The organism is Tardiphaga sp. 215_C5_N2_1 (assembly GCF_052076055.1).
GTDB classification, from domain to species: domain Bacteria; phylum Pseudomonadota; class Alphaproteobacteria; order Rhizobiales; family Xanthobacteraceae; genus Tardiphaga; species Tardiphaga robiniae.
Map to the genome: position 1 here is coordinate 1,613,143 of NZ_CP197240.1, position 24,949 is coordinate 1,638,091.

General features: G+C 61.4%; 23 protein-coding genes and 1 pseudogene. 12 read left to right on the plus strand and 12 right to left on the minus strand.

What is annotated here, in order from left to right; translation table 11 throughout:
• Window positions 1–91: 91 nt before the first annotated feature.
• On the minus strand, window positions 92–319 hold the full coding sequence (locus AB7828_RS07600; RefSeq protein ID WP_158596856.1) for a hypothetical protein: 228 nt from the start codon (window positions 317–319) through the stop codon (window positions 92–94).
• Between AB7828_RS07600 and AB7828_RS07605 the strand changes: the two genes are divergently transcribed.
• From AB7828_RS07605 to rnd, 3 genes are all read left to right on the plus strand, one after another.
• Window positions 291–1,970 carry a methyl-accepting chemotaxis protein gene (locus AB7828_RS07605; RefSeq protein WP_441229834.1) on the plus strand — a complete coding sequence of 560 codons (1,680 nt, stop codon included), beginning with the start codon at window positions 291–293 and terminating at the stop codon, window positions 1,968–1,970. The genes AB7828_RS07600 and AB7828_RS07605 overlap by 29 nt on opposite strands.
• Before the next feature lie 50 nt (window positions 1,971–2,020).
• On the plus strand, window positions 2,021–3,496 hold the full coding sequence (locus AB7828_RS07610; RefSeq protein ID WP_441229835.1) for a protein adenylyltransferase SelO: 1,476 nt from the start codon (window positions 2,021–2,023) through the stop codon (window positions 3,494–3,496).
• Window positions 3,497–3,597: 101 nt separating this feature from the next.
• The gene (rnd, locus tag AB7828_RS07615) at window positions 3,598–4,746 is read left to right on the plus strand and encodes a ribonuclease D (protein ID WP_309945700.1); all 1,149 of its coding nucleotides are present in this window, start codon (window positions 3,598–3,600) and stop codon (window positions 4,744–4,746) included.
• A 13-nt stretch (window positions 4,747–4,759) separates the two neighbouring features.
• Here the strand turns inward: rnd and AB7828_RS07620 are convergent.
• The 5 genes and pseudogenes from AB7828_RS07620 to AB7828_RS07640 all read right to left on the minus strand — a co-directional run.
• A pseudogene (locus AB7828_RS07620) lies at window positions 4,760–5,050 on the minus strand (hypothetical protein); the annotation flags it as partial.
• A 138-nt stretch (window positions 5,051–5,188) separates the two neighbouring features.
• Window positions 5,189–6,694, minus strand: coding sequence for an exopolyphosphatase (gene ppx, locus AB7828_RS07625; protein ID WP_175366120.1), 1,506 nt, complete (start codon window positions 6,692–6,694; stop codon window positions 5,189–5,191).
• Between the two features lie 12 nt (window positions 6,695–6,706).
• A complete protein-coding gene (locus tag AB7828_RS07630) occupies window positions 6,707–8,908 on the minus strand; it encodes an RNA degradosome polyphosphate kinase (RefSeq protein WP_320444374.1) in 2,202 nt (733 codons plus the stop codon).
• A 156-nt stretch (window positions 8,909–9,064) separates the two neighbouring features.
• The gene (locus AB7828_RS07635) at window positions 9,065–9,742 is read right to left on the minus strand and encodes a DnaA ATPase domain-containing protein (RefSeq protein ID WP_089263968.1); all 678 of its coding nucleotides are present in this window, start codon (window positions 9,740–9,742) and stop codon (window positions 9,065–9,067) included.
• Window positions 9,743–9,788: 46 nt separating this feature from the next.
• Window positions 9,789–10,343 carry a CDP-alcohol phosphatidyltransferase family protein gene (locus AB7828_RS07640; RefSeq protein WP_068731090.1) on the minus strand — a complete coding sequence of 185 codons (555 nt, stop codon included), beginning with the start codon at window positions 10,341–10,343 and terminating at the stop codon, window positions 9,789–9,791.
• 168 nt (window positions 10,344–10,511) lie between these two features.
• On the opposite strand from AB7828_RS07640, the gene purM reads away from it, so the two are divergent.
• Entirely contained in the window at window positions 10,512–11,585 is a 1,074-nt protein-coding gene (gene purM / locus AB7828_RS07645) for a phosphoribosylformylglycinamidine cyclo-ligase (protein WP_441229836.1), read from the plus strand.
• Window positions 11,586–11,589: 4 nt separating this feature from the next.
• A complete protein-coding gene (purN, locus tag AB7828_RS07650; RefSeq protein ID WP_441232210.1) occupies window positions 11,590–12,243 on the plus strand; it encodes a phosphoribosylglycinamide formyltransferase in 654 nt (217 codons plus the stop codon).
• Between the two features lie 56 nt (window positions 12,244–12,299).
• Here the strand turns inward: purN and AB7828_RS07655 are convergent, their stop codons facing one another.
• Window positions 12,300–13,124 (minus strand): alpha/beta fold hydrolase, encoded by an 825-nt coding sequence (locus AB7828_RS07655; RefSeq protein WP_441229837.1) that lies wholly within the window; start codon window positions 13,122–13,124, stop codon window positions 12,300–12,302.
• Window positions 13,125–13,460: 336 nt separating this feature from the next.
• On the opposite strand from AB7828_RS07655, the gene AB7828_RS07660 reads away from it, so the two are divergent.
• Together AB7828_RS07660 and AB7828_RS07665 are read left to right on the plus strand one after the other, a co-directional pair.
• Entirely contained in the window at window positions 13,461–14,498 is a 1,038-nt protein-coding gene (locus AB7828_RS07660; protein ID WP_441229838.1) for an alpha/beta fold hydrolase, read from the plus strand.
• Between the two features lie 20 nt (window positions 14,499–14,518).
• The gene (locus tag AB7828_RS07665; RefSeq protein WP_441229839.1) at window positions 14,519–15,469 is read left to right on the plus strand and encodes a fatty acid desaturase; all 951 of its coding nucleotides are present in this window, start codon (window positions 14,519–14,521) and stop codon (window positions 15,467–15,469) included.
• Here the strand turns inward: AB7828_RS07665 and AB7828_RS07670 are convergent, their stop codons facing one another.
• Complete coding sequence (locus AB7828_RS07670; RefSeq protein ID WP_441229840.1) at window positions 15,470–16,051, minus strand: TetR/AcrR family transcriptional regulator; 582 nt, start codon at window positions 16,049–16,051, stop codon at window positions 15,470–15,472.
• 57 nt (window positions 16,052–16,108) lie between these two features.
• Window positions 16,109–18,076: an adenylate/guanylate cyclase domain-containing protein gene (locus tag AB7828_RS07675; RefSeq protein ID WP_441229841.1), complete on the minus strand. Its 1,968-nt coding sequence runs from the start codon at window positions 18,074–18,076 to the stop codon at window positions 16,109–16,111.
• Window positions 18,077–18,361: 285 nt separating this feature from the next.
• Between AB7828_RS07675 and AB7828_RS07680 the strand changes: the two genes are divergently transcribed.
• Window positions 18,362–18,745: a hypothetical protein gene (locus AB7828_RS07680; protein ID WP_093758309.1), complete on the plus strand. Its 384-nt coding sequence runs from the start codon at window positions 18,362–18,364 to the stop codon at window positions 18,743–18,745.
• A 119-nt stretch (window positions 18,746–18,864) separates the two neighbouring features.
• Here the strand turns inward: AB7828_RS07680 and AB7828_RS07685 are convergent, their stop codons facing one another.
• The gene (locus AB7828_RS07685; protein ID WP_441229842.1) at window positions 18,865–19,065 is read right to left on the minus strand and encodes a cold-shock protein; all 201 of its coding nucleotides are present in this window, start codon (window positions 19,063–19,065) and stop codon (window positions 18,865–18,867) included.
• Between the two features lie 463 nt (window positions 19,066–19,528).
• Here AB7828_RS07685 and AB7828_RS07690 point away from each other — a divergent pair, with 463 nt between their 5' ends.
• On the plus strand, window positions 19,529–20,683 hold the full coding sequence (locus tag AB7828_RS07690) for an autotransporter outer membrane beta-barrel domain-containing protein (RefSeq protein WP_441229843.1): 1,155 nt from the start codon (window positions 19,529–19,531) through the stop codon (window positions 20,681–20,683).
• Window positions 20,684–20,758: 75 nt separating this feature from the next.
• Here AB7828_RS07690 and AB7828_RS07695 read toward each other — a convergent pair whose 3' ends face one another.
• Together AB7828_RS07695 and ndk are read right to left on the minus strand one after the other, a co-directional pair.
• Window positions 20,759–21,592, minus strand: coding sequence for a TerC family protein (locus AB7828_RS07695; protein ID WP_089263957.1), 834 nt, complete (start codon window positions 21,590–21,592; stop codon window positions 20,759–20,761).
• An 83-nt stretch (window positions 21,593–21,675) separates the two neighbouring features.
• The gene (gene ndk / locus AB7828_RS07700; RefSeq protein ID WP_068731078.1) at window positions 21,676–22,098 is read right to left on the minus strand and encodes a nucleoside-diphosphate kinase; all 423 of its coding nucleotides are present in this window, start codon (window positions 22,096–22,098) and stop codon (window positions 21,676–21,678) included.
• A gap of 279 nt (window positions 22,099–22,377) precedes the next feature.
• On the opposite strand from ndk, the gene AB7828_RS07705 reads away from it, so the two are divergent.
• From AB7828_RS07705 to AB7828_RS07715, 3 genes are all read left to right on the plus strand, one after another.
• The gene (locus AB7828_RS07705; protein WP_068731077.1) at window positions 22,378–22,641 is read left to right on the plus strand and encodes a sulfur globule protein precursor; all 264 of its coding nucleotides are present in this window, start codon (window positions 22,378–22,380) and stop codon (window positions 22,639–22,641) included.
• Window positions 22,642–22,821: 180 nt separating this feature from the next.
• A complete protein-coding gene (locus AB7828_RS07710) occupies window positions 22,822–22,998 on the plus strand; it encodes a hypothetical protein (protein WP_175366131.1) in 177 nt (58 codons plus the stop codon).
• An 85-nt stretch (window positions 22,999–23,083) separates the two neighbouring features.
• Entirely contained in the window at window positions 23,084–24,946 is a 1,863-nt protein-coding gene (locus tag AB7828_RS07715; RefSeq protein WP_439077380.1) for an ABC-F family ATP-binding cassette domain-containing protein, read from the plus strand.
• Window positions 24,947–24,949: the final 3 nt, after the last annotated feature.

Genomic DNA, 24,949 nt, shown 5'->3' on the forward strand with positions numbered 1-24,949 from the left:
GAACTACATGATTGCACACGCAATAACCAGCTACCTCGGGTCAAGCACCATCGGCACCCGGATACGTCGCGTCGGTATTTCAGCACCAGATTCAACTACTTAAAGCGGTATTTGTGTCAAAATTTACTGAACGTTGACGACCACCATTCACTGTCTTGCCGTGAACCCAGCCCGTTTTGAAGGCAGGTGATTCAACTGGAACTTGCTGCTTCTTGCCCTGCCGCAACCCAAGGCAGCCGCCATTTCGGCTGACCGGCGTCGCAGCCTTAGAACCGCCGAGGAATATGTTCGTGCTCGCCAGATATTCGATCAGTACCAAGCTGTTTGTCATTGTTGCTTTTCTTTTCGTCGTGATCGCGGGCATCGGCACCCTCGCCTTCATGCAGATGCGAGCCATCAACGCAGCGACCCAGGATATCCAGACGCAATGGCTCCCGAGCGTCCGCTGGATCGGTGAGATGCGCGTTCAGTCGGCGCGGTATCGCGCTGTGCTGCGCGACCACCTGATCGTGGCCGATGCCGACCGTCCGGATGTCGACAAGAACCTCGCCGCCCGCAAATCGGACTTTGAAAAGGCAGCAAAGGCTTATGCCCCGCTGGTGTCATCGCCGGCAGAGCGCGAATTGGCCGACAAGCTCGACGCAGAATGGAAGGCTTTCATCGCCGCGGGCAACGACGTCCAGGCCCTCGCCAACAAGGGCGACGTGAACGCCGCCAAAGAGATCAACGCCAAGAAGGTCGTCCCGACCGGCCGCGCCATGGACGGCACATTGGCCAAGCTCGTCGAGTTGAACGACAAAGGTGCCGAAGCGGCCGGCAGCAATGCCAACGCTACCTATGCCAACGCGATCTGGATGATGGTTATCATTCTCGGCGCCTCGGTCGTGCTCGGCCTCGGCGCTGCCATGTATCTGGTGCGCGACATCTCCGGCGGCATCGCCTCGATCCTGAAGCCGATGGGCCAGCTAACCGATGGGCAGCTGGAGGCCGCTATCCCGCATCAGGGCGAGAGCACCGAGATCGGACGCATCGCCAGCGCATTGCAGATCTTCAAGGACGCCCTCATCGCCAAGCGTGCTGCGGATCAGGCTGCCGGTGCCGAGGCCGCCATCAAGGCCGCCCGTGCGGAAACCATCACGAAGGCGACCAGCAACTTCGAGTCGATGATCAGCGAGCTGGTTGGTTCGCTTTCATCCGCCTCGACCGAGCTCGAAGCCTCCGCCACCACGCTGACCCGCACGTCGGATATCACCATGACCCTGTCGGGCTCGGCAGCGTCTGCATCGCATACGGTGTCGAGCAACGTTCAGTCGGTGGCCGCGGCAACGGAAGAAATCACCTCGTCGGTGAATGAAATCGGCCGCCAGGTTCATGAATCGAATCGTATCGCTTCGACCGCCGTGCTGCAGGCCGAGAAGACCAATGAAAGCATTACCAAACTCACGCAGGCCACTGCACGGATCGATGACGTCGTGAAGCTCATCACCGCCGTTGCCGAACAGACCAACCTGCTGGCGCTCAACGCCACCATCGAGGCCGCGCGCGCCGGTGACGCCGGCCGCGGCTTCGCCGTTGTCGCCGCCGAGGTGAAGGCGCTGGCGTCGCAGACCGCCAAGGCCACCGACGAAATCAGCATGCAGATCGCCGGCATGCAGGCGGCCAGTGCCGAGACGATCGAGACCATCAAGGAGATCGGCTCGACCATCACGCTGATCTCGGAAGTCTCGTCCGCCATCGCAGCGGCGGTCGAGGAACAGGGCGCAGCGACCCAGGAAATCGCGCGCAATGTCCAGCAGTCGGCCCAGCTCAGCACCCAGGTCGCCAGCGAGGTCACCGAGGTCAATCGCGGCGCCAGCGAGACCGGTTCAGCCTCCACGCAGGTGCTGGCTGCAGCGCAGTCGCTGTCGCTCGAAAGCAATCGCCTAAAGGACGAAGTCGACCGGTTCCTCGACACGGTTCGCGCCGCTTGAGACCACTTTCAGCGGTTGCCTAACACGTCATGGCCCCCCATCTTGGGGCCATGACAGTCCACTTCCCGTTCGACAACAGCTATGCCGCCCTGCCCGCGAATTTCTTCGCCCGCGTTGCGCCGACGCCGGTGACAGCGCCGCGGCTGATCAAGCTGAACCGCGCACTGGCCGACCAACTCCGCATCGATCCTGACTGGCTGGCCAGTCCCGAAGGCGTCGAGGTCCTCGCCGGCAAGCGCGTGCCGGATGGCGCCGATCCCCTCGCGATGGCCTATGCCGGACATCAGTTCGGACATTTCGTGGCGCAGCTCGGCGACGGACGCGCGATCCTGCTCGGCGAGGTCATTGACCGCGACGGTGTGCGCCGCGACATCCAGCTCAAGGGTTCCGGTCCGACACCCTTCTCGCGCCGCGGCGATGGCCGTGCTGCGCTTGGTCCAGTGATCCGGGAATATATCGTCAGCGAAGCCATGGCGGCCCTGGGCATTCCCACAACGCGCTCCCTCGCCGCCGTCCTCACAGGCGAACGGGTTCAGCGTGAGACGATGCTGCCGGGTGCCGTGCTGACACGCGTAGCCTCAAGCCACATCCGCGTCGGCACCTTCCAGTTTTTTGCCGCGCGCGAGGATATCGCCGGAGTGAAACAACTCGCCGATCATGTGATCGCCCGGCACTATCCCGACGCAGCCAAAGCCGAACATCCGGTTCGCGCGCTGCTCGATGCGGTGATCCGCCGTCAGGCCGAACTTGTCGCGCGCTGGCTGCATGTCGGCTTCATCCATGGTGTGATGAACACCGATAACTGCTCGGTATCCGGTGAGACCATTGATTACGGCCCCTGCGCCTTCATGGACGCCTACGATCCCGCGACGGTATACAGCTCGATCGACGAGATGGGCCGCTACGCCTATGCGAACCAGCCGCGCATCGCGCTGTGGAATCTGACGCGCTTCGCCGAGACGCTGCTGCCGCTGATCGACAGCGACGAGAAGACCGCCATCGAGATCGCGCAGGCCGCATTGGGCGAATTCTCCGATATTTTCGACACGGCCTATCAGGCCGGTCTCCGCCGAAAGCTCGGGCTGTTCACCAGCCAGCCGGACGATGCCGCATTGGCGCAGGATCTGCTGACCGCCATGACCGCCAATCAGGCCGATTTCACCCTGACCTTCCGCCGCCTCGGCGCCGCCGCGGTTGACGCAGACAGCGACGAAGCCGTCCGCGGACTGTTCATCGATCCGACGGCGTTTGACGCCTGGGCCGTGAACTGGCGGGCACGACTCGGCCGGGAGTCGCAGGACGCCGGTACCCGCCATCAGGCCATGCAGACGATCAATCCAGCCTTCATCCCCCGCAATCATCGCGTCGAGGCGGTGATCCAGGCGGCGCTGGCCGACGACTACGCGCCGTTCGAGAAATTGCTGGCCGTGCTGGCGAAACCCTATGAAGATCAACCGGAGATGGCGGATTACGCCGAGCCGCCGGAGCCGGATCAGCGCGTACTGAAGACCTTCTGCGGCACCTAAACACCCTCATTCTATCGGAGCAGACCTCCAATCTGCCCGAAACACCTTGACTCAACAGGTTTTTCGGCCGAACGCCTTGGCAAAAGCGTTATGGACCGTCCATGGAACTGATCACGACCACTGCCCAGCTGACCGCCGCGTGCGAGCGACTTGCCAAGCACCCCGTCATTACGGTCGATACGGAATTCCTCCGCGAGACCACTTATTACCCGCTGCTCTGCGTGGTCCAGATGGCCAGCGCGGAAGACGCGGTGGTGATCGACACGCTTGCCGAGGGCATCGACCTCACGTCGTTCTTCGACCTGATGGCCAACGAGGCCGTGCTGAAGGTCTTCCATGCCGCGCGGCAGGACATCGAAATCATCGTACACCGCGCCGGCGTGGTGCCGCATCCGATCTTCGACACCCAGGTCGCAGCCATGGTGCTAGGCTACGGCGACAGCATTGCCTATGACCAGCTCGTCGAACGCGTCACCGGCCACCGCCCCGACAAGACCCACCGCTTTACCGATTGGTCGCGCCGTCCGCTGACCGAAGAGCAGCTGCACTACGCCGTCTCCGACGTCACCCATCTGCGCGACGTCTTCGCCAAGCTCGATGCCGACCTGAAGAAGCGCGACCGCAGCGATTGGGTCAGCGAGGAAATGGAAATTCTCACCTCGCCAAAGACCTATGATTTCCATCCCGAGCGCGCCTGGGAACGGCTGAAGACCCGCGTCCGCAAGCCGAAAGAGCTCGCAGTGCTGATGGAAGTCGCGGCCTGGCGCGAACAGGAAGCGCAGAGCCGCGATGTGCCGCGCTCGCGCGTGCTGAAGGACGATGCCGTCGGCGATATCGCGACCCATGCGCCGACGTCACTGGAGAAGCTTGCCAATCTGCGTTCACTGCCGAAGGGCTTTGATCGCTCCAAGTGGGGCAGCGACATTGTTGCCGCCGTCCAGCGTGGCATCGCCCGCGATCCCGCCACGTTGCCGAAGATCGAGAAGCCACGCGGCAATTCCAATGGCGCGGCCACCGTCGAACTGCTGAAAGTGCTGCTACGCATGACGTCGGAACGTCACGCCGTCGCCAGCAAGGTCATCGCCACCGTCGACGATCTCGAGCAGATCGCCACCGACGACAATGCCGACGTCGGCGCCCTGCACGGCTGGCGGCGTGAGTTGTTCGGCGAGGCCGCCCTGGCGCTCAAGCATGGCCGCCTTGCATTGGCGATGGAAAAAGGCCGGGTGATCCGGGTGGATCGCGCGTAGGCTGCGTCGTCCACGCCGCCGATCTGTTCTTGATGGCTCCGACGATTGCCGTCAGCACCGCACCCGCGACACCGCCTCCGGCCACCTGACCGATCAGCGAACCGATATCGGTGGTTGCCGATGCGTTTGAAAGCATAGGAATCAGCATTCCGAGAATTTGACCGCCAACGCCGCCACCTATTGCACCTGCGATCGTGTTGCCGATTGTACCAAGATCGACAGACTTCGATGCACCGCCGGCAACATTTCCGCCAATCGCGCCGCCAACCAGTTGAACGATAAGGTTGATCAGAAGGGCTGACATTTCGACTCTCCCGGTCCGGAAATCGTATGTACTTGCCGCGTGGACCAAAACGGCCGCACCGGAAAAGAGTATACGCACGGAAACCGAGAGTCACGCCGCGCTGCAATCAGTAGTGTCATTCAGAATGAGCGACGGTGGCTATCGCCTGACGATCGTCCCGGACTTCCCCACTAATCGTGCGAGCTGCTTGAAGCGGCTGCCGACGCGGTCGGCGACGAGATCGACCATGCGATGCTCGAAGACGAGCATCATCTTGCGATCCTTGGTGGCGAAATGCGTGGCGGGCAGCACGCCCGGCCGCGCGGCCGAAATGAGATGCGCGACCCTGAATAACGCGCCGAGCAAACGGGCGCGTTCGACCTGTGCCGGCGAGACAAGCGCGCGGACCAGCTCCGGGGGCTCGTTCTCGGCGCCGAATCCTGCGTAGCGGTAGTACACACAGAGCGCGAGGAATGCGCGACCGTGATGATCGACCGAGCCGAAATTGCCGTTCGTGATCAAACTGAGCGTCTGCTCGCCGCGATGATCCGGATGGACGCGCCAGCCGATATCGGACAACAGACACGCCACCCGGCGTAGCCGACGATCCTCGTCGGTCTCTTTGAGCTTGGCGACACGGGCGAACCGATCACTCCAGTCGCTCAGCTCCTGCGCGTGGCGGGCCGAACGCGACAGCAACTCGTTCATGGTCTGCGCGGCGCCGACCAGACCATCTTGCATGCGCTGCGCTTGCGGCAGCATTTCGTACAGCAAGCCTTCACGGACGCCATAGGTCGAGAACACGATAGTCTTCGGCTTGGCGGTGCGAATGACATATTCGAGCACGAGCGCCGCGTAGACCAGCAGCGGCTGGCGCTGTTCGGCTATGGCTTCGATGTTGGCAAGAATGTTGGCTGTTGCGAGCCGGCGCAAGCGGCGCACGAAATCGAGCGCTTCGGTGGCCGGGATCGAATAGCCATGCATCACACGTAGCGGATAGCCGCTCTGGATGATGTGCAGCCGCGCCAATGCACGCCAGGTGCCGCCGACCGCATAGAAATTGCGACCTACGCCCGCCTTGAGCTGCGCGACGTCAGCCAGCGCCAGCTTGACGATGCGTTCGGCCTTCTTCGGCGATTTTTGTGAGGCGTCCTGCAATGCGAGACTACCGAGCGGCAGCGTCACGCCCTGCCGGACCGCATTGCCTTTGACATCGATCAATTCGAGCGAACCGCCACCGAGATCGCCAACCAGGCCATCCGGCTTGTGCACGCCTGAAATTACGCCCAGCGCCGAGAGCTTCGCTTCGCGCGGCCCCGATATGATCTGGATCTCGCAGCCGCAGATTTTCTCGGCTGCTGCGATGAAGGCAGGTCCATTGCTCGCATCGCGAGCCGCAGCGGTCGCGATGGCGTAGACGCGACCGACCTTCATGACCCTGCACAGCGCACGGAAGCGCCGCAGCGCCGTCAGCGCCTTGTCGACAGCGTCCTTGGCCAGCAACCCGGTGCTCTGCACTTCGCGGCCGAGACCGCACAGCGCCTTCTCATTGAAGAGCGTAACAAGGCTTCGTGTCAGCGACTCGTAGACAACGAGACGCACCGAGTTGGAGCCAATATCGATGACGGCGACGCTGGTCGCGCGTTGATTGGCACGCGCTACCACGTTGCTGGTTCCTTACGAGGATTGGTGACGCTCCGAACGGCGGGTGAGCCGGCGCGGGGATGATTTCTCAAGCGACTTTCCACGGCCAGACAGACTCGGATTCGTCATGAAGTAATTGTGCACATTGAAGGGTTCCTCGCCCTTCGCTGCCTTCATACGCGTTGACGACCCGTCCGGCAACAATTGCCAGCTCTGTTCCGTATCCTTGAGATTGGCCACCATGATCTGCTCGAGCACCTGGGTATGCACGGTGGGGTTCTGCAGCGGACACAGAACCTCGACGCGGCGATCCAGATTGCGAGGCATCATGTCAGCCGACGATATGTATATCGCCGCCTTCGGGCTCGGCAGGCCATTGCCCATACCGAAGCAATAGATTCGACCATGTTCAAGGAAGCGGCCGATGATCGACTTGACGCGAATGTTTTCGGACAGGCCGGGCACGCCCGGCCGCAGGCAGCAGATGCCACGCACGATCAGTTCAACGGATACACCGGCATTCGACGCCTCATAGAGCGCATCGATGATTTCCGGATCGACCAGCGAATTCATCTTGAGCCAGATCGCACCCGGCTTGCCGCTGCGGGCGAATGCCGCTTCGCCGCGGATGTGTTCGAGCATGCGCCCGCGCAAGGTCAGCGGCGATACAGCCATCTTCTCGATGTCGCTCGGCTCGGCATAACCGGTGATATAATTGAACACGCGTGCGGCATCGCGACCGATGATCGGGTCGGATGTGAAATATGACAGATCGGTGTAAATGCGCGCTGTGACCGGATGATAGTTGCCGGTGCCGGTGTGCACATAGGTCGTGAGCGAGCCGCCCTCGCGGCGCACCACCAGCGACAGCTTGGCGTGGGTCTTCAATTCCAGGAAGCCATAGACCACTTGGACACCGGCGCGTTCGAGATCGCGAGCCCAGCGGATATTGGCCTCTTCATCAAACCGCGCACGCAGTTCGACGAGCGCCGTTACCGACTTACCGGCCTCAGCGGCCTCCACCAGCGTGCGGACAATCGGCGAATTGTTGGAGGTGCGATACAGAGTCTGCTTGATCGCCACCACATCCGGATCGCGCGCGGCCTGCTGCAGGAACTGCACGACGACGTCGAAGGACTCATAGGGATGATGGACAATCAGGTCCTTCTGACGGATCGCCGCAAAGATGTCGCCGCCATGATCGCGGACACGTTCCGGATGACGCGGCACATAGGGCACGAATTCGAGATCGGGCCGATCGAGCCGTGTGAGCTGCGAGACCTCGTTCATGGCGAGAATGCCGTCGACCAGCAGGATTTCGTCATCCGAGGTCGCCAGCGCGCGCTGCACGAAGGCACGGAGTTCTGCCGGCATGCCGGCTTCGATTTCGAGGCGGATCACCGACCCTCTGCGGCGACGCTTCAGCGCAGTCTCGAACAGCCGGACCAGATCCTCGGCCTCTTCTTCGACTTCAAGTTCACTGTCGCGGATGATGCGGAAGGCACCCTGCCCCTGAACAGTGTAGCCCGGGAATAGACGCGCGATGAACAGGCCAGTGGCCTGTTCCAGCGTGATCAGGCGGACCGCGCCGTCCTTGCCGGGGGTCGGCAGGCGGATGAAGCGATCGATCTTGCCGGGCATGCGGATCAGCGCGTTCATCGTCTTGCCGTCGGACACCCGCGACAGATGCAGCGCGATGGTGAAGCCCAGACTCGGAATGAACGGGAACGGATGCGCCGGATCGATCGCCAGCGGCGTCAGCAGCGGGAAAATGTTGTGGAGGAAGTGGTCCTCGATCCAGGTCCGGTCGGCCTTGCTGACCTCCTTGCCGTCGAGCAGCACGATTCCGACATCGGCCAGCATGCCGCGCTGGTCGCGCCAGATCGCCTGCTGGTCGCTGCCGAGCTTGGAGACCGCGCTGTTGATCAGCACCAGTTGCTCGGCCGGGGTCAGGCCGTCCGGACTGCGCTCGCTGATTCCCTCGCGGACCTGCGCCTTGATGCCAGCGACGCGGACCATGAAGAATTCATCAAGGTTGTTTGCGGAAATCGACAGGAAGCGGACGCGCTCCAGCGCCGGATGGCCCGGATTGACGGACTCCTCAAGGACGCGGCGATTGAAATGCAGCCAGGACAGCTCGCGATTGATGAAGCGCTCGGGACCCGACGCGACCACCTCTGCCGGCTTCGCTTCGCCCTTTTTCTCTTCAATAACAATCTCTTCTGCGGAGTCCATGAGACAGCAATCCATCCAGTTCAAGCAGCGCTATAGTGCCGGCAAATCACAGCGGACATTGCGTCAGTTGCATGACGCTTCGATGACATTGAGGAACCTGCCTGCCGCGCCGTCAAGGCACCGTTCGACGCGCCGCGTTTGACGTCCAAGGCTAAGTCAGGCGTCGCGCAGCAGTTCCGCAGCCAATGCACGGGTCACCGGCCGCCCAAGCCGGAGCGCCTCGCTATCCAGCAATTCCACCGTATGGCGGGCGGCGGCGAATGACCGCTCGATGCGGCTGGCCACATAGCTGACCACGCTCTCGTCGATGCTGAGCTGGCGGTCGGCGCAAAACTTCACGATCAGCGCCCGAAACAACCCGTCATCCGGTGGCAGCAGATTGACTACCGGGATCGCACGGAGCCGCGACCGCAGATCGCGCAACTCGACCTCCATGGCGGCCGGGGCGACCCGCGCCGTAATCAGCACATAGGCGTTGTCCTGACGTGCCAGATTAAGAAGGTGGAACAGCGCCCGCTCGTCGAAGGCACCGGCATTGAGATCCTCCACCACCAGTGCGTTGGTCACCAACTCAGCCGGAACCGTCGCAGCCGTCAGGCTGTGCGCCATGGTGGAGCGCGCGCCGGCCTCCTCGGCCCAGATCGCCGCCAGATGGCTCTTGCCGGACCCTTCCGGGCCGACAAGGAGCATTACCCGGTTCGGCCAGTCCGGCCAGCAGTCGATCAGTCCCAGCGCCTCGGCATTGGCCGGGCCCTCAAGGAAGTTGTCGCGGGACAGACTCTCCGCATGGGGCAGCGCGAACGCCAATTGACGGGGTTGGACGCGGGCGACCACGCAAATACTCCTGCCGGCTCGGCCGGCGAACGTCACGAATACCGGTTTACCGGGGCTCTTGACCGGGTTCGATGGTGCTCATGTGTCGCATCCACTCGACGAGATAGAAGGACACAGAGAGCAGCGTCAAGACGGTCACAAAGCCCATTAAAATCAAATCGTAAGGCGAGGATTTGAAACCAAATCCGAGAGCAGCAAGGACCAAGGCTGCGAACGCCACCTGCGCCACCGTATTGAGCTTTGACACCATCAGCGGCTTCATCGGGATCGGCTTGCCGAACAACCATGACACAATCACGGCGCCCACGATCATGATATCCCGCGACACCACGAGAATCACGATCCAACGCGGAACTGCCCCCCATATCCCCAGGGAGACATAGATCGAGACCAGCAGCGCCTTATCGGCCAAGGGGTCGAGCAGCGCACCGAGTTCGCTGGCCATGTTGAAACGCTTGGCGAGAAAGCCGTCCACGGCATCGCTGACCCCCGCAATCACGAAGATTGCAAAGGCGATTTCCATCTGGTTCGAGGCAATCGCCCAGACGATCACGGGCACCAGCAGGATACGCCCGAGGGTGATTAAATTGGGGATACTCACGCGGCGCTTCCCGGCTCCGGCCTGTTTCGCAATCCGAGCTTGGGGGCTCCGACCGGCTTACCGCCTACATAGTAATCGGGATAGCGTTTACGAGCCATTGCGCAGGCGGGGATTCCGACGTAACCAGCCGAAAATACACAGTTTCGCAGCTCCGGCAGGATACCCGGCATGACCGACCAGAAAAAAGGCCTCACTTACGCGGACGCGGGCGTCGATATCGATGCCGGCAACCGTCTGGTGGACCTCATCAAGCCAATGGTTCGCGCAACCGCCCGTGCCGGCGCTGACGCCGAGATCGGCGGCTTCGGCGGACTGTTCGACCTCAAGGCCGCCGGCTTCAAGGATCCGGTTCTCGTCGCCGCCACCGACGGCGTTGGCACCAAGGTCAAGATCGCCATCGAGGCCGGCATCCATAACGGCATAGGCATCGATCTCGTCGCGATGTCGGTCAACGACCTCGTGGTCCAGGGCGCCGAGCCCCTGTTCTTTCTCGACTACTTCGCATGCGGCAAGCTCGACCCAGAAGCCACCGCCTCAATTGTTGCTGGCATCGCAGAGGGCTGCCGCGAGTCCGGCTGCGCGCTGATCGGCGGCGAAACCGCCGAAATGCCCGGCCTCTACAAGGACGGCGACTACGACCTCGCCGGATTCTCGGTGGGTGCTGCGGAGCGCGGCACGCTGCTGCCGACCAAGGATATCGGCGTGGGCGATGCCGTCATTGGCATGGCCTCGTCTGGCGTCCATTCCAACGGCTTCTCGCTGGTCCGCAAGATTGTCGAGCGCACGGGCCTCTCTTACGCCGACAAGGCGCCGTTCTCGCCGGTGATGACGCTTGGCGGTGCGCTGCTGACCCCGACCCGGCTCTATGTGAAATCCTGCTTGCGCGCGATCCGCGAGACCGGCGCCGTGAAGGGCCTCGCGCATATCACTGGCGGCGGCTTCACCGACAACATCCCGCGCGTGCTGCCAAAGAACCTCGGCGTTCGCATCGACCTGCCCTCCCTCACCGTCCTGCCGGTGTTCAAGTGGCTGGCAAAGGAAGGCGATATCGCCGAACTTGAGCTGCTGCGCACCTTCAATTGCGGCGTCGGCATGATCGCCATCGTCAAGCGCGAAGCTGTGCAGCAGGTGATGGACATCCTGCGCGAGGGCGGCGAGACCGTGTCGCTGCTCGGCGACGTCATCGAGGCCACAGGCGACGAGCGCGTCGTTTATGACGGACATCTCGAACTCAAACTGTGAGGCCGTGATGCGTCGCGTCGCCATCCTGATTTCCGGCCGCGGATCGAACATGACGGCGCTGATCGAGGCCGCAGCCGCAGATGGCTTCCCGGCCGAGATTGCGCTGGTGATTTCGAACAAGGCCGACGCTCCCGGCCTCGCCACTGCGCAGGCCAATGGCGTCAAGACGCTGGTGATCGAGAGCAAGCCACTCGGCAAGGATCGCGCCGGCTTCGAGAAGCTGCTGCAGGCCGCCCTCGACGAGCACAAGATCGAGCTGATCTGCCTCGGCGGCTTCATGCGCCTGTTCACGGCGGAATTCGTGCGACACTGGTACGGCCGGATGCTGAACATCCACCCGTCGCTGCTGCCGTCCTTCCCTGGCCTCGATCCGCACGGCCAAGCGTTGCGCGCCGGCGTCAAGATTTCCGGCGCCACGGTGCATTTCGTCATTCCGGAGACCGATGCCGGCCCGATCGTGATGCAGGGAGCCGTGCCCGTCGCGGATGACGATACGGCCGACACACTGGCCGCCCGCGTACTTGGCATCGAGCACAAGATCTATCCACAGGCGCTGCGATTGTTGGCGAATGGCGGCGTTCAGATCGTCGGTGAAGCCACCCGGAGCAGTCCCGGTGTCTGCAGCGACGACAATCTCATTGCGCCATCGGTGATCTAGCCACCAACGGAGCATGGCGGACGAAGCCTGCACCTCGCCCGCCATGACGCAGTCGATCAGCTCTTGATGAAGGCGAGCAGATCCGGGTTGATCACATCCGCATGGGTGGTCAACATCCCGTGCGGGAAGCCTGGATACAGCTTCAGCGTGCCGTTCTTCACCAGCTTGGCAGAGAGCACACCCGCATCGGCATAAGGCACGATCTGGTCATCATCGCCGTGCAAAACGAGCACCGGCACATCGATCGCCTTCAGGTCTTCGGTGAAGTCGGTTTCCGAAAATGCCTTGATGCAATCATAGTGCGCCTTGGCGCCGCCCATCATGCCCTGCCGCCACCAGTTGTCGATCACGCCCTGATAGACTTTCGCGCCCGGCCGGTTGAAGCCGTAGAATGGCCCGGCCGGGACATCGACGTAGAACTGCGCGCGGTTGGCAACAAGCGCTGCACGGAAGCCGTCGAATACTTCGATCGGCAGACCACCCGGATTTTTCTCAGTTTTGAGCATGATCGGGGGCACCGCGCTGACCAGCACCGCCTTGGCGACACGCCCCTTCTTGGCACGCGCGACGTAACGCGCGACTTCACCACCGCCGGTGGAGTGGCCGATATGCACGGCGTCCTTGAGATCGAGTGCATCGGTGAGTTCGGCAACATCAGCGGCATAGGTGTCCATCTCGTTGCCGGTCGCGGTCTGGCTGGAGCGACCGTGGCCACGGCGGTCATGCGCGATGACGCGATAGCCCTGATTGAGGAAGAACATCATCTGGTTGTCCCAGTCGTCCGCACTCAGCGGCCAGCCGTGATGAAACACGATCGGCTGCCCGGTGCCCCAATCCTTGTAGAAAATTTCGGTGCCGTCTTTGGTGGTGATGGTTCCCATGATCCAGACTCCTTTGAGTGGGTTGCGGGCAAATGAAGTCGAATGCACTGCGGGGAAGTGCGGATAACCGATCCGCCTATCCGCCGCCGCGCCGATGACTGGCCGATGCATAGACTAACGTGACGCAGTTCTCTTGTACGTTTCGAATACAAAACGGTGATGTCGCTCCACCACAGATGAGTGACGGGCGACCGCACGTTATTCGGGCGGCTATGCCGAAGTTTTGGCATTGCGCCGCACCTAATTTAATGTACCATTAGTACAGTTATTAAATTTGTCGAGCGGGTCGTTTGTCGTACGATCGGCCGGTGTCGAATGATCTTCCGGAGACCCAGCATGAATACGTCGAGCGACTACCAGATCTTCGAGGCCCGCGATGTCCTGCTGCAATCCGGCCACCGGCATCCTCACGTGCAACTTGCCTACAAGACCTATGGCCAGTTGAATGCAGCCAAGGACAACGTCATCCTCTATCCAACCTCGTTCGGCGCACAACACTACGACACGGAGTGGCTGATCACGCCCGGAGCAGCCCTCGATCCCGAGCGCTATTTTATCGTCATTCCCAATCTGTTCGGAAACGGGCTGTCGTCATCGCCATCGAATTCGCTGGAATCTCTGGACGGCGGCTCCTATCCGAACATCAGCTATCACGACGCTATTTCGATCCAGCACCGCCTGCTGACCGAGCAATTCGGCATCACCCGTCTGGCACTGGTCTATGGCTGGTCGATGGGCGGCATGCAGGCCTATCACTGGGCCGCCCGCTATTCGGACATGGTGGCACGCGCGGCAGTGGTCTGCGGCAGCGCCCGTTGTTCGCCGTTCAACGCCGTATTCCTCGAAAGTGTGCGGGCCGCTTTGACCACCGATCCTGCCTTTGTCGATGGCCGCTTCGTTTCGAAACCATCTGCCGGACTTCGCGCCATGGGGCGGGTTTATGCCGGCTGGGCAATGTCGCATGGCTTCTACCGCGACGAAATCTGGCGCGAAGCCGGCTTCACCTCGCTGGAAGACTATCTGGTGCGATCATGGGACGTCGCTTTCGCGCATCGTGACGCCAACAATCTGCTCGCTCAACTCTGGACCTGGCAAAATGGCGATATCAGCCGCTGCGACGCCTTCGGCGGCGACTTCCGCAAGGCCATGGCTGCGATCACCGCGCGCGTTCTGCTGATGCCCGGGCAGACGGACAATTATTTTCAGGTCGGCGACAACGAAGACGAACTCCCGTTGCTGATCAACGCGCGCGCAGCCGAACTGTGTCCGATCCCCTCGCTGCACGGACACCGCGCCGGCAATCCCGTCAAGATTCCAACCGACGCAGCCTTCATCAACACGAAAGTCTCCGCGCTGCTCGCCGCCGACGCCTGAACCGAGAACGGAACGAACCGATGACGATGGATGCAGTTGGCCATGGCAAGATCGAAACCCGCGCCCTAACGCCTGCACAGTTGAAGGACCTGTCGGTTCGGGCCAATCTTCCGGGGCTCATTCGCTCGATCAGCCATTATGCCTTGATCGCTTTGGTTGGAACACTGATCTGGCAGGTCGCCACCCGCTACGGCGCGATGTGGGCGATTCCGCTGATCATCATCCAGGGTTATCTCATCGCCTTCCTGTTCATGGCGGTGCACGAGGCTGCGCACAAGACTGTGTTCACCAGCCGGCGGCTCAACGAGATCCTCGGCCATGTCTCATCGCTGATGATCGTTCTGCCCTATGAGCACTATGCGCTGTTTCACTGGGATCATCACCGCTTCACACAGGATCCCGACCGCGACCCGGAGCTCGTCACCGCGACCATCCCCTCGTCCGACACCAGACTCGCGATCGCCTATACCGGCATCGTGCAACTGACCAATCGGATCCGTCTGCTGGTCCGCCGTGCTCTGACCGGACAAGCCGTGGCGCCGTGGATCCCGGAATCCAAGCAAGGCATGGTGGTGCGCGAAGCCCGCATCTATGCCCTCGTCTATCTGGCGCTGCTGATCGCTTCTATCGCGCTCTGCAGCACGATGCTGCTGTGGTGCTGGCTCGTCCCGCTCTATGTCGGCCAGCTCTTCCTGCGGCCCTATCTCTATGCCGAACACACCGGCTGCGAGCGTACCCGCAGCGCCTATGAGAACACCCGCACGACCTACACCGACGCGCTGACGAAATGGTTCACCTGGAATATGCCATTCCATGTCGAGCATCACGCCTACCCGTCCGTCCCCTTCCACGCATTGCCCAAGCTCAATGCCATCATCGACGAGCGCATCGCGCATCGCGGTCAGGGTTACCGGGCCGTCACGCGCGAAACCTGGCGCTGGTTTCGCCGCGCGCGGCAAGGCGGCATCTGACTATTGCGCCGAAAATACGGATCTGACGAGCTTGCGCGCATAGTCGGCCGTCAGCGGCCGAAATCCAAAGACATACTCATAAAACAGCGTGCCATAGATCCGGTCATAGAGATCGCCGGCTGGCTCCGAAGCAACGATGCTGCCGTCCTTCTGGCCGTCCTTGATAATCGCCAGCGATATGTCCCGGCGGATACCGAGATAGCGTTCGGAGAAGATTTTCGCTGAACCCGTCCGCGAGATGCATTCGGCAATGACAGCGAGCTGTACCTTGCCAAAATCGCTGTTCAGCGCCACGGCATAGGCGGCGGCATGTTTCGTGATGCGCGTGAACGGATCGCCGCTCTCGGAAAGCGGCAGCATGGTCGACGCCTGCCGCAGGAATGCATCGATCAGCACCGCTTCGCGCGACGGCCACCATTTATAGATCGTCATCTTGGAGACGCCGGAATCCCGCGCAATCGCATCGATGGTCGTCGCAGCGAGCCCCTGGGCTGCCATCATGCGATAGGCGCTGTCCAGAATCGCATCCTCGGTCTCGACCGATCGAGGACGACCTCGCCGCACCGGGGTCACCTCGGTCATCGTCGCAATATTTCTCTGTCGGCTGCCATGCGTTCACTATAGCGCGGCCCCCATCGATCAAACAGGGAAATTGGCGTGGCGATCAGACGCGGCGACGGAATGTTGGTCTCGCGCGCCGAGCAACTCATAGATCTGCACTTCGGCGGCAAAGCCTTTCGGCTTGATCCGGGCGACGCTGCGGAAAAGAAACAGCGAGTCCACCCGCTCCTTGACGGCTTCGCTGACCAGGACGCTGGTTCCGTAGTCCTTGTTCAGCGTCTCGAGCCGTGACGCGAGATTTACGGTCGCGCCGAGCGCCGTGTAGTTCATGCGGTCGGGCGACCCGATATTGCCGATCATGACATCGCCCACATGCAGGCCAAACCGGGTCTTGTAGACGGGCCAGCCCTCACGCTCGAATTCCTCATTGAGCTTCCGATTGGCTTCGACGCAATCGAGCACAGCGGCGCAAGCCTGCGCGACATGGTTGGCGTGCTCGACGGGTGCGTTCCACAGCCCCATCACGGCATCGCCGATATATTTATCGACCGTGCCCTGATGCGTCGCAATGACGTCCGAAATCGCAGCGAAATAGCGCGATGTGTAGAGCATCACCCGGGTCGGATCTTCGTTCTCCGTCATTCCCGTGAAATTCTCGACATCTGTGAACAGGATGGTCGCTTCGCGGCGCTCTCCGCCCAATTGCATGGCCGTGCCGGTTTCGACCAGTTGCTGAACCAGACGCTTGGGAACGAAATTCGAGAATGTCTGCACCAGTGTGCGCATGGTGAAGACCGATCGGCCGAGATCGTCGATTTCGCGGATCGGCGAACGCAGTTGCGGCATCGACGAAAACCGGAAGTTCTGGATGCGATCGACCTCGCGCGCCAAAATTCGCAGGGAGAGCGACAGCTTGTTGCCGATCCAGAACGCAATCGGTACGGCCGCGAGCACAAAACAAAATGCGAGAATGAAGAGCGTGCGTTTCTCCTGCTCTATCTCGGCATAGAATTCATCGAGCGGCGCGAAGAAGCCAACGCGAAGATTGGCCGATCCAGCCATCTCTACGGGCCTGAATGCCGCCGCATAGGCACGCCCGGTTCCGTCATCGAAGAACTGTTGCTCAACGCCGGTCTGGCGCCACGCCTTGATGGCCGCAGTAGCGCCGATCGTATCGACATCGCTCAGTCGCGGCAGCTCCGACAGTTTGTTCGGCACGCTCGTGGCTTCAAGCCAGCGGGACATCTCGGGATGCGCCAGCACCCGGTCGGCATCATCAAACAGGTAGGCCACGCCCGAATGCCCGAGCTGCTGCTTGCGCAGCATGGCCTCGGCTTCACTGAGCAGGATATCGCCGGCCACAACACCCCGCTGCCCCTCCACGATGGGCATTCGCAGCGTGTAGCCGATGTCACCGGTCTGATAGAAAATATAGGGCTCGGTCAGCAGACTGGCATTGGGCTCGAAGGCGCCACGATACCACGGCCGAATGCGAGGATCGAAATCGACCGGTCCGGGCAAACTTGCCAAAGGCTGCAGCGCATCGTCGAGATAGGAGGTCGTGGTCTGAAGCGGTCCAAAATCGCCTGCTTTCACGATCGTGAACAGGCGAAATCTGGCCCCGTCCGGCGCCCCGAAGCGCGCTTTCACCCCAGCTCCCGTTCGGTCGATCAGGTCCATTTCCAGGAACGAGCCGTCCTCATATCCCATGTACAGGCTGAAGAGCTGCTTGTTGTTGCGCAGCATCGACGCCAGCAGGATGTTCAGCCGCGGGTTATTCTTGAGCTCCGCGGACTGGACCGATGTGATGCCACGCAGGATATCCAGATTGTCATGGACGCTCTTGAGCTGCGCATCGATGCGATCGGTTGCAGCCTGCGCGACCACGCTGAGATACGACGAAGCCGCCGTCCGGATGATCGTGTTGACCCTGCTGAAGCTGAGATAAACCAGCGCCAGGCCGACGGTAAGGACGACGCCGACGAACAGCGCAATGATCGATGTCCTGAAGCCAATCCGAAAACGCGATCTCGCCGGCACCGTCATCGCAGGATGCTCCACACGCCAGCCAATCTGGCACCGCATATCGACAGGCCAGACCTGGCTGCGCCGGACGGGAAGTCTCGCGGTATCATGATTCCGTCACGCAAGCGCAATTGCCGAGTATCTTTACGGTAAAGAAACCCGATCTGTGCTTACGACATCGGACAATGAACTCACCTCGCCCAGCACGCTGGCCAGCGCCACGAACTGCGACGATTGCAATGCCTCAATGGCAACTGCATAATTGAAACAATTGACTATTCTGGCTGTCACTTAAGGAAATGAAGAATGACGGGCGCCGATCTGGGTGTGATCATCCGGCAGACTGCTAAGCAGCAAAACAAGACACTGATGGCAGCTGTCAAGGCACAACGCGATCGCTATGCGGGCCTGGCCGCCAAGGCCAAGGACAAGACCGCCAAGGACCGTTTCAAGCAACTGGCGAAGGACGCGACCGAGCAAGGCATGGCCGCCGCCAAGCGCCTTCAGATGTCCGCCGATAATGCCGCCGATAGCTATGCACGATCGATGCGTAAGGCCGTTGAAGCACTTCAGATCGCAGAAGCAGCGCAAGCGATGAAGGCTCAGAACGCCGAAAAGGACAAGGCCGCCAAGAAGGCTGTACCCGCCAAGAAAACGGCCAAAAAGGCGAAGAAGCCAAAGAAGCGATAGTGCGGGCATAACCTCGCCCGCTCGGCGCGATCCGCACCGGAGCTACAAAAGGCCCGGCTTGCGCCGGAGTTACATCAGTCGGCCGGCCCATATGTCAGGGCCGGCACAGCAAAACTCGGTTATGAGACCTTGAGGTTCTCGGCAGACGCCTTGCCGCGATTTTCCACCAAGTCGTATTCGATGGTCTGATTTTCATTAAGGGTGAGGCCCGCGCGCTCGACGGCGGAGATGTGCACGAAGACATCCTTGTCGCCGACAGTCGGCTTGATGAAGCCATAACCCTTGGCGGGGTTGAACCATTTGACGGTGCCCTTCTGCATCGTCTGTCTCCCGATCTAGATACAAAAAAGACGCGGCCACGCATCATGCGTACCACGCCACATGCGGGCTTCCCGGTGTCTGCTGAATGTCCTGCTCGCAAAACGCACAGTCGAACGGCCTCAATCCGATTGCGCAAGAATTCCAACATGAAAATTTTGGCTACGCAAGTCTTTGGCTTTTTACGGCAGAGGTTTTGATATCACCGGCCGCGTTCAAGCGTACCTATCGAAAGCCGCTGACCGGACCCATGAGCAGACGCACCGGATTGAAACATCGTCGGCCCGCTCTGCGTGAATGGCCATAACGTGATGAAAAGCGACACGAATCCGCTGTGGCAATCGCACAACAATACGCGTCAATCGCCACCGGAGGCGCTCAATGCGCAGCGGCAATGCTCATTGGATCGCGTATGCTCTGCCGCAGTCGAACGGCACTGCAGCGACAATTTCGAAACGAGTAACAATGCGCGATCCATCGCGATACGCCCAAACGGACAGGCGCCCGGCTGCCAGTCGGCAACGCCGGACCATTGTACTCGGCCTTGCCGTCGCCCTTGTCGTTGCGCCTTCGCTTGCATCCGCCCAGGTCGCGCCGCCCCCAACCACGCCGCCACCGACGACGCCACCGCCAGCAGCCGCACCGCTGCCATCATCGACCGACTTCAATGCCGGGCAATCCGCAGGTATTGCCATTGGCGATCTCGGTAGCCAGTTCCTGCGGCGCCTCGGCGATCAGGCGAGCTACGGCTTCAACCGCGCGTCGCGCGCCAATCCCGGCGGCGGCGGTGCGTCGGAGACCACCGAGACGCCGCGCTTCCGAAGCTGGGCCGAGTTCTATGGTGTCGGCGCCCATACCGGCACGATCGGGGATTTCGTCGGCGACAAGCGCCGGACCATCGGCGGCGTCGCCGGGATCGGCGCGCGGCTGATGCCGGGTGTCAATGTCGGGCTGTCGGTGGACCAGAGCCACACCACGATCGACGTTCCGCTGGCGCTGCAATCAGCGACGCTCGACCTCACGCAAATCGGCCTCAATGCGTCGGTTGACCAAGGTGCATGGACCTGGGCAATCGCATTGGTGCACGGCTTCGGCGACATCACCTCGCGCCGCGACACGGGCCTGGGGCTCGCGAGCGCCGGCTACAATGCGCGGATCGACGGCGCGCTCACTGAGCTGAGCTATTACTGGAGTTACGAACAGGCACGGATCGTGCCCAAGGCTGCCTTCGAATACACCCGCGCGACAACCGGCGCGATGCAGGAGCTTGGCGGCCTCAATCCTGTCAACGCGAGCGGCGCCTCAGCCGAGCGTGCGCGTATCCTGATTGGCGCAGAAGTCGGCCGTTACTGGATATTTGATCAGAAGATTCTGGATCTGTCGGGCTATGCCAAATTCGTCGACAACGTGCATCAGCGCTTTAGCAACGTCACGGTTAGCCTGGGTTCCGAGAGCATCACCGTTCAGGGGATCGGCGAAAGCCAGTACGGCGCAGACGCCGGCGCATCGGCGTCGCTGAGCCTCAGCAACACCGCGCGTCTCTATCTCAATTATGACGGCAAGTTCCGCGCCTATTCGCAGTCCCACCAAGGAACGCTGGGCGTCGAATTCAAGTTCTAGAAACCGTCAGATTCCAGAAACAAAAAAAGCGGGCGAAAGGCAAATGCCCCTCGCCCGCTTTGCGTTTTTATTGAGTTAGGCCGCCTGCTCGGCGTGCCCTGCCATGCTGCGACGACGCCACAACGTTCCGACAGCGAGCACCACAGCGACACCAATCAGACCGCAGACGATCTCGCCACCATGTCCCCCATTGGTGAAACGAACGCCAAGGCCCAGCGATGACATCAGGCTGTCGAGGCCAGTGCCGACCGAACCGCTGAAGAAGCTGTGCATCAGCGGCAGAACCGCAGGATCCGTCGCGATCACTTCGCCGGCGACCCAGCCCAGCAGGGCCGCACCGAGCCAGACCAGAACGGGCAGACGGGTCAGCAGCGCCATGATCAGCGCCGCGCCGGCGACGATCAGCGGGACGCTGATGGCAAGGCCGAGGATCAGCAGCGGCACGCTGCCATTGGCTGCGGCAGCAACTGCAATGACGTTGTCGAGGCTCATGACAATGTCGGCTACGACCACGATCTGCACAGCGGCCCACAGATGCGAGGCGGCCTTCACGCCGTCCTCTTCTTCCGGTTCGGGTACCAGCAGTTTGGCTGCGATGACGATCAGTGCGAGGCCGCCCACCAGCTTGAGATAGGGCAGCGCCATCAGCGAGGCGACGATGCCGGTGAAGATGATACGGAGGATCACGGCGGCAGCGGCGCCGAGGATCATGCCCCACATGCGCTGCTTCGGTTCCAGACCACGGCAGGCCAGTGCGATCACGAGGGCGTTGTCGCCAGACAGCAGAACGTTAATCCAGATGATCTTGCCGACGGCTACCCAAAATGCGGGCTGCTGCATTTCGACCTGAAACTGAACGAAAACCGACTTGATCGTCGCCGGATCGAGAATATGCAGCAACCAGTCCACAGCGCGCCCCTTTGTTTGTTCGTTTTGATTGGAAAGGCCGGCGCGCCCCCGCGCGCCGACCGGTCGTCAATTCGGCTGGAAGTTTAGCCGACGATCTCGTTGCCCGAGAAGAACTGTGCGATCTCGATCGCTGCAGTTTCCGGAGCGTCCGAACCGTGCACCGAGTTCTCGCCGATCGACTTGGCGTGAAGCTTGCGGATGGTGCCATCAGCAGCCTTGGACGGATCGGTTGCGCCCATCACATCGCGATGCTTGAGGACGGCGTTCTCGCCTTCCAGCACCTGCACGACAACCGGACCCGAGGTCATGAAGTCCACCAGTTCGCCGAAGAAGGGGCGTTCCTTGTGAACGGCGTAGAAAGTGCCGGCCTGTTCGCGGGTCATGCGGATGCGCTTCTGCGCGACGATCCGCAGGCCGGCCTTTTCGATCAGCGCGTTGATCGCACCGGTCAGATTGCGCTCGGTCGCGTCGGGCTTCAGAATCGAAAAGGTACGCTCGATAGCCATGATTTATCCTTGAATAACAGTCGCTGGAAGATGGCGGCTTATATCGACGCTATCCGGGAACGGCAAGCGATCCGTCCAAATGTCGCAGGCCCTATTTTGGCAGATCCGGCGCTCGAAATTACCTAGATGTCATCCACATGAACCATTCCTGACAGGATTGGCGCGATCCGGTTCAGCTTCCTCCTCCTAGACTGCCTGCAATGACCCCGGCCAACGGCATTTGCCCCCGGTGCCATGTTCACGGCAGGCGCAACACGCGCCGTACCAGAGGAGATGAGAATGTTCCGCAAGATCGCACTGACTTTGGTTGCAGCGGCCTCATTGGGCGCCGCGGCGCTGGCTCCGACCTCGGCTTCTGCCTGGGGCGGCCACGGCGGATGGCACGGCGGTGGCTGGCATGGCGGCGGCTGGCATCGCGGCTGGGGCGGACCACGCTTCGTCGGCGGGCCGGTTTACGGCTATGGCGGCGGCGGATGTCTCGTCCGCCGGGTCGTTCCGACCCCGTGGGGACCGCGTTGGCGACTGGTCAATCGCTGCTACTGACGCTCCACGAGCAGAGAAATACCGCCCGGCCGTTCCCTCGGCCGGGCTTTTTCTTGGCAGATCCATCAACGATTCATCGAATTTTGACTCAAACAGCCTCAAATCCATAAATCTTGAAACAATTTCGGCCCGGACGACTTGCCTTAGTGTCATTCAACTGCCACGAGCGCCGGGAAGACAATGCAGAACCAGTTCATCAATGATGGCGAAGAACACATCGACCGCACCACCAGCGTGGCGATCTGCAATGCCATCGGCGAGCGGTTGCGCCGTGATATCGGGTCGGATGATGACACCCTGCCCTCCCATCTCCAGACGTTGATCGACCGGATGCGGCAGCAGGACGAAAAGCGGTAGCCGCTGACGGCATAATTGACCTTCCTCGCACCAGCAGCGAGCAAATCGGGGTTGCCTTTGTGCGTCGCAGCGGTGACAACCCCGCATGCTTTCCATCACAGACATTTCGATCCGGATTGCCGGACGCCTGCTCATTGACGAGAGCACGGTACAGATTGCGCCGGGAGCCCGCGTGGGTTTCGTCGGCCGCAACGGCGTCGGTAAATCGACGCTTTTTCACGCCATTCGCGGCGATCTGGCCACCGAAACCGGAAGTATCTCGATTCCGCCCCGCTGGCGTATTGGCAGCCTCGCCCAGGAGGCGCCGGACGGCCCCGAAAGCCTGATCTCCGTCGTCTTGAAAGCCGATATCGAGCGCGACGCACTGCTGAAGGAAGCCGAGACCGCCTCCGATCCGGAGCGCATTTCCGACATCCAGACCCGCCTTGTGGATATCGATGCGCATTCCGCGCCCGCTCGCGCCGCAGCGATCCTGAGCGGCCTTGGCTTTTCGGCGGAAGCCCAGTTGCGCTCCTGTTCTGAATTCTCCGGTGGCTGGCGCATGCGCGTGGCACTTGCAGCGACGCTGTTCTCGGCGCCGGATCTGTTGTTGCTGGACGAACCGACCAACTATCTCGATCTCGAAGGCACGCTGTGGCTCGAGGACCATCTCGCTAATTATCCGCGCACGGTCATCGTCATCAGCCATGACCGCGACCTGCTCGATACGTCGGTGAACGAGATCCTGCATCTCGACCGTGGCAAGCTCGTGCATTATCGCGGGACTTACTCAAATTACGAAGAGTTCCGCGCCAACAAAGAGGCGCTCGACGCCAAGAACGTCAAGCGTCAGGAAGCCGAGCGCAAGCGGCTGCAGGACTTCGTCGATCGCTTCAAGGCCAAGGCCTCCAAGGCACGTCAGGCACAATCGCGCGTCAAGATGCTTGAGCGCATGAAGCCAATCTCGGCGCTAGTAACGCAAGACGTGCGCGAGATCGTCTTCCCTGCGCCCGAGAAGATCCTGTCGCCGCCGATTCTCGCGGTGGACAATGTGTCGGTCGGCTATGAGCCCGGCAAGCCGGTGCTCAATCAGGTGACACTTCGCATCGATACCGAGGATCGCATTGCCCTGCTCGGCTCCAACGGCAACGGTAAGTCGACGCTGGTCAAGCTGCTGGCAAACAAGCTGAAGCCATTTTCGGGATCGATTACGCGCGCCGACAAACTGTCGATTGCTTACTTCGCCCAGCATCAGCTCGACGAGCTGGTGATGGACAACTCCGTCTATGATCACGTGCGCAAGCTGATGCCCGACATGCCGGAATCGAAAATCCGCGCGCGTGCCGGCAATATCGGCTTTTCCGGCAAAGCCGCAGATACGATCGTAAAAAGCCTGTCCGGCGGCGAAAAAGCGCGGTTACTGCTGGGGCTCGCGACTTTCTACGGTCCGAACATGATCATCCTGGACGAACCGACCAACCATCTCGATATCGACAGCCGTGCGGCACTTGCCGAAGCGATCAACGAATTCCCTGGCGCGGTGATCATGGTCTCGCATGATCGCTATCTGATCGAGGCCTGCGCAGACCAGCTCTGGGTCGTGGCCGACCGCACCGTCACCAATTTCGACGGCGATCTCGACGACTATCGCAAAGTCGTCATGCAAGCCCGCGGCATGCGCGCGCCGACACGCGACCGCGCAAACACGGACCGCGAAAAGCTGGCGAAGCCTAAAGAAAAGAAGGTCCCGCTCAAGCAGCAGGTCGCCGAAGCAGAATCCGAGATGGAGCGGATCACCGCCATCATCGCCAAGATCGATACTGCGCTCGCATTGCCTGACCTGTTCAAGAAAGATCCGAAGCAGGCCACGCAACTCACCAAAGCGCGCGCCGCTGCGGCGGACGCATTGCAACGCGCCGAAGAGCAATGGCTGAGCGCGAGTTCTCTGCATGAAGAAGCGAACGGCTGAAAA

What these genes read in the sequence shown, in the direction of transcription:
- AB7828_RS07610 (WP_441229835.1), top strand. Translation starts at nt 2,021, where the DNA reads ATGACAGTCCACTTCCCGTTCGACAACAGCTATGCCGCCCTGCCCGCG.
- rnd (WP_309945700.1), top strand. Translation starts at nt 3,598, where the DNA reads ATGGAACTGATCACGACCACTGCCCAGCTGACCGCCGCGTGCGAGCGA.
- AB7828_RS07630 (WP_320444374.1), bottom strand. Translation starts at nt 8,908, where the DNA reads ATGGACTCCGCAGAAGAGATTGTTATTGAAGAGAAAAAGGGCGAAGCG.
- purM (WP_441229836.1), top strand. Translation starts at nt 10,512, where the DNA reads ATGACCGACCAGAAAAAAGGCCTCACTTACGCGGACGCGGGCGTCGAT.
- AB7828_RS07655 (WP_441229837.1), bottom strand. Translation starts at nt 13,124, where the DNA reads ATGGGAACCATCACCACCAAAGACGGCACCGAAATTTTCTACAAGGAT.
- AB7828_RS07660 (WP_441229838.1), top strand. Translation starts at nt 13,461, where the DNA reads ATGAATACGTCGAGCGACTACCAGATCTTCGAGGCCCGCGATGTCCTG.
- AB7828_RS07665 (WP_441229839.1), top strand. Translation starts at nt 14,519, where the DNA reads ATGACGATGGATGCAGTTGGCCATGGCAAGATCGAAACCCGCGCCCTA.
- AB7828_RS07670 (WP_441229840.1), bottom strand. Translation starts at nt 16,051, where the DNA reads ATGACCGAGGTGACCCCGGTGCGGCGAGGTCGTCCTCGATCGGTCGAG.
- AB7828_RS07675 (WP_441229841.1), bottom strand. Translation starts at nt 18,076, where the DNA reads ATGACGGTGCCGGCGAGATCGCGTTTTCGGATTGGCTTCAGGACATCG.
- AB7828_RS07680 (WP_093758309.1), top strand. Translation starts at nt 18,362, where the DNA reads ATGACGGGCGCCGATCTGGGTGTGATCATCCGGCAGACTGCTAAGCAG.
- AB7828_RS07685 (WP_441229842.1), bottom strand. Translation starts at nt 19,065, where the DNA reads ATGCAGAAGGGCACCGTCAAATGGTTCAACCCCGCCAAGGGTTATGGC.
- AB7828_RS07690 (WP_441229843.1), top strand. Translation starts at nt 19,529, where the DNA reads ATGCGCGATCCATCGCGATACGCCCAAACGGACAGGCGCCCGGCTGCC.
- ndk (WP_068731078.1), bottom strand. Translation starts at nt 22,098, where the DNA reads ATGGCTATCGAGCGTACCTTTTCGATTCTGAAGCCCGACGCGACCGAG.
- AB7828_RS07705 (WP_068731077.1), top strand. Translation starts at nt 22,378, where the DNA reads ATGTTCCGCAAGATCGCACTGACTTTGGTTGCAGCGGCCTCATTGGGC.
- AB7828_RS07710 (WP_175366131.1), top strand. Translation starts at nt 22,822, where the DNA reads ATGCAGAACCAGTTCATCAATGATGGCGAAGAACACATCGACCGCACC.
- AB7828_RS07715 (WP_439077380.1), top strand. Translation starts at nt 23,084, where the DNA reads ATGCTTTCCATCACAGACATTTCGATCCGGATTGCCGGACGCCTGCTC.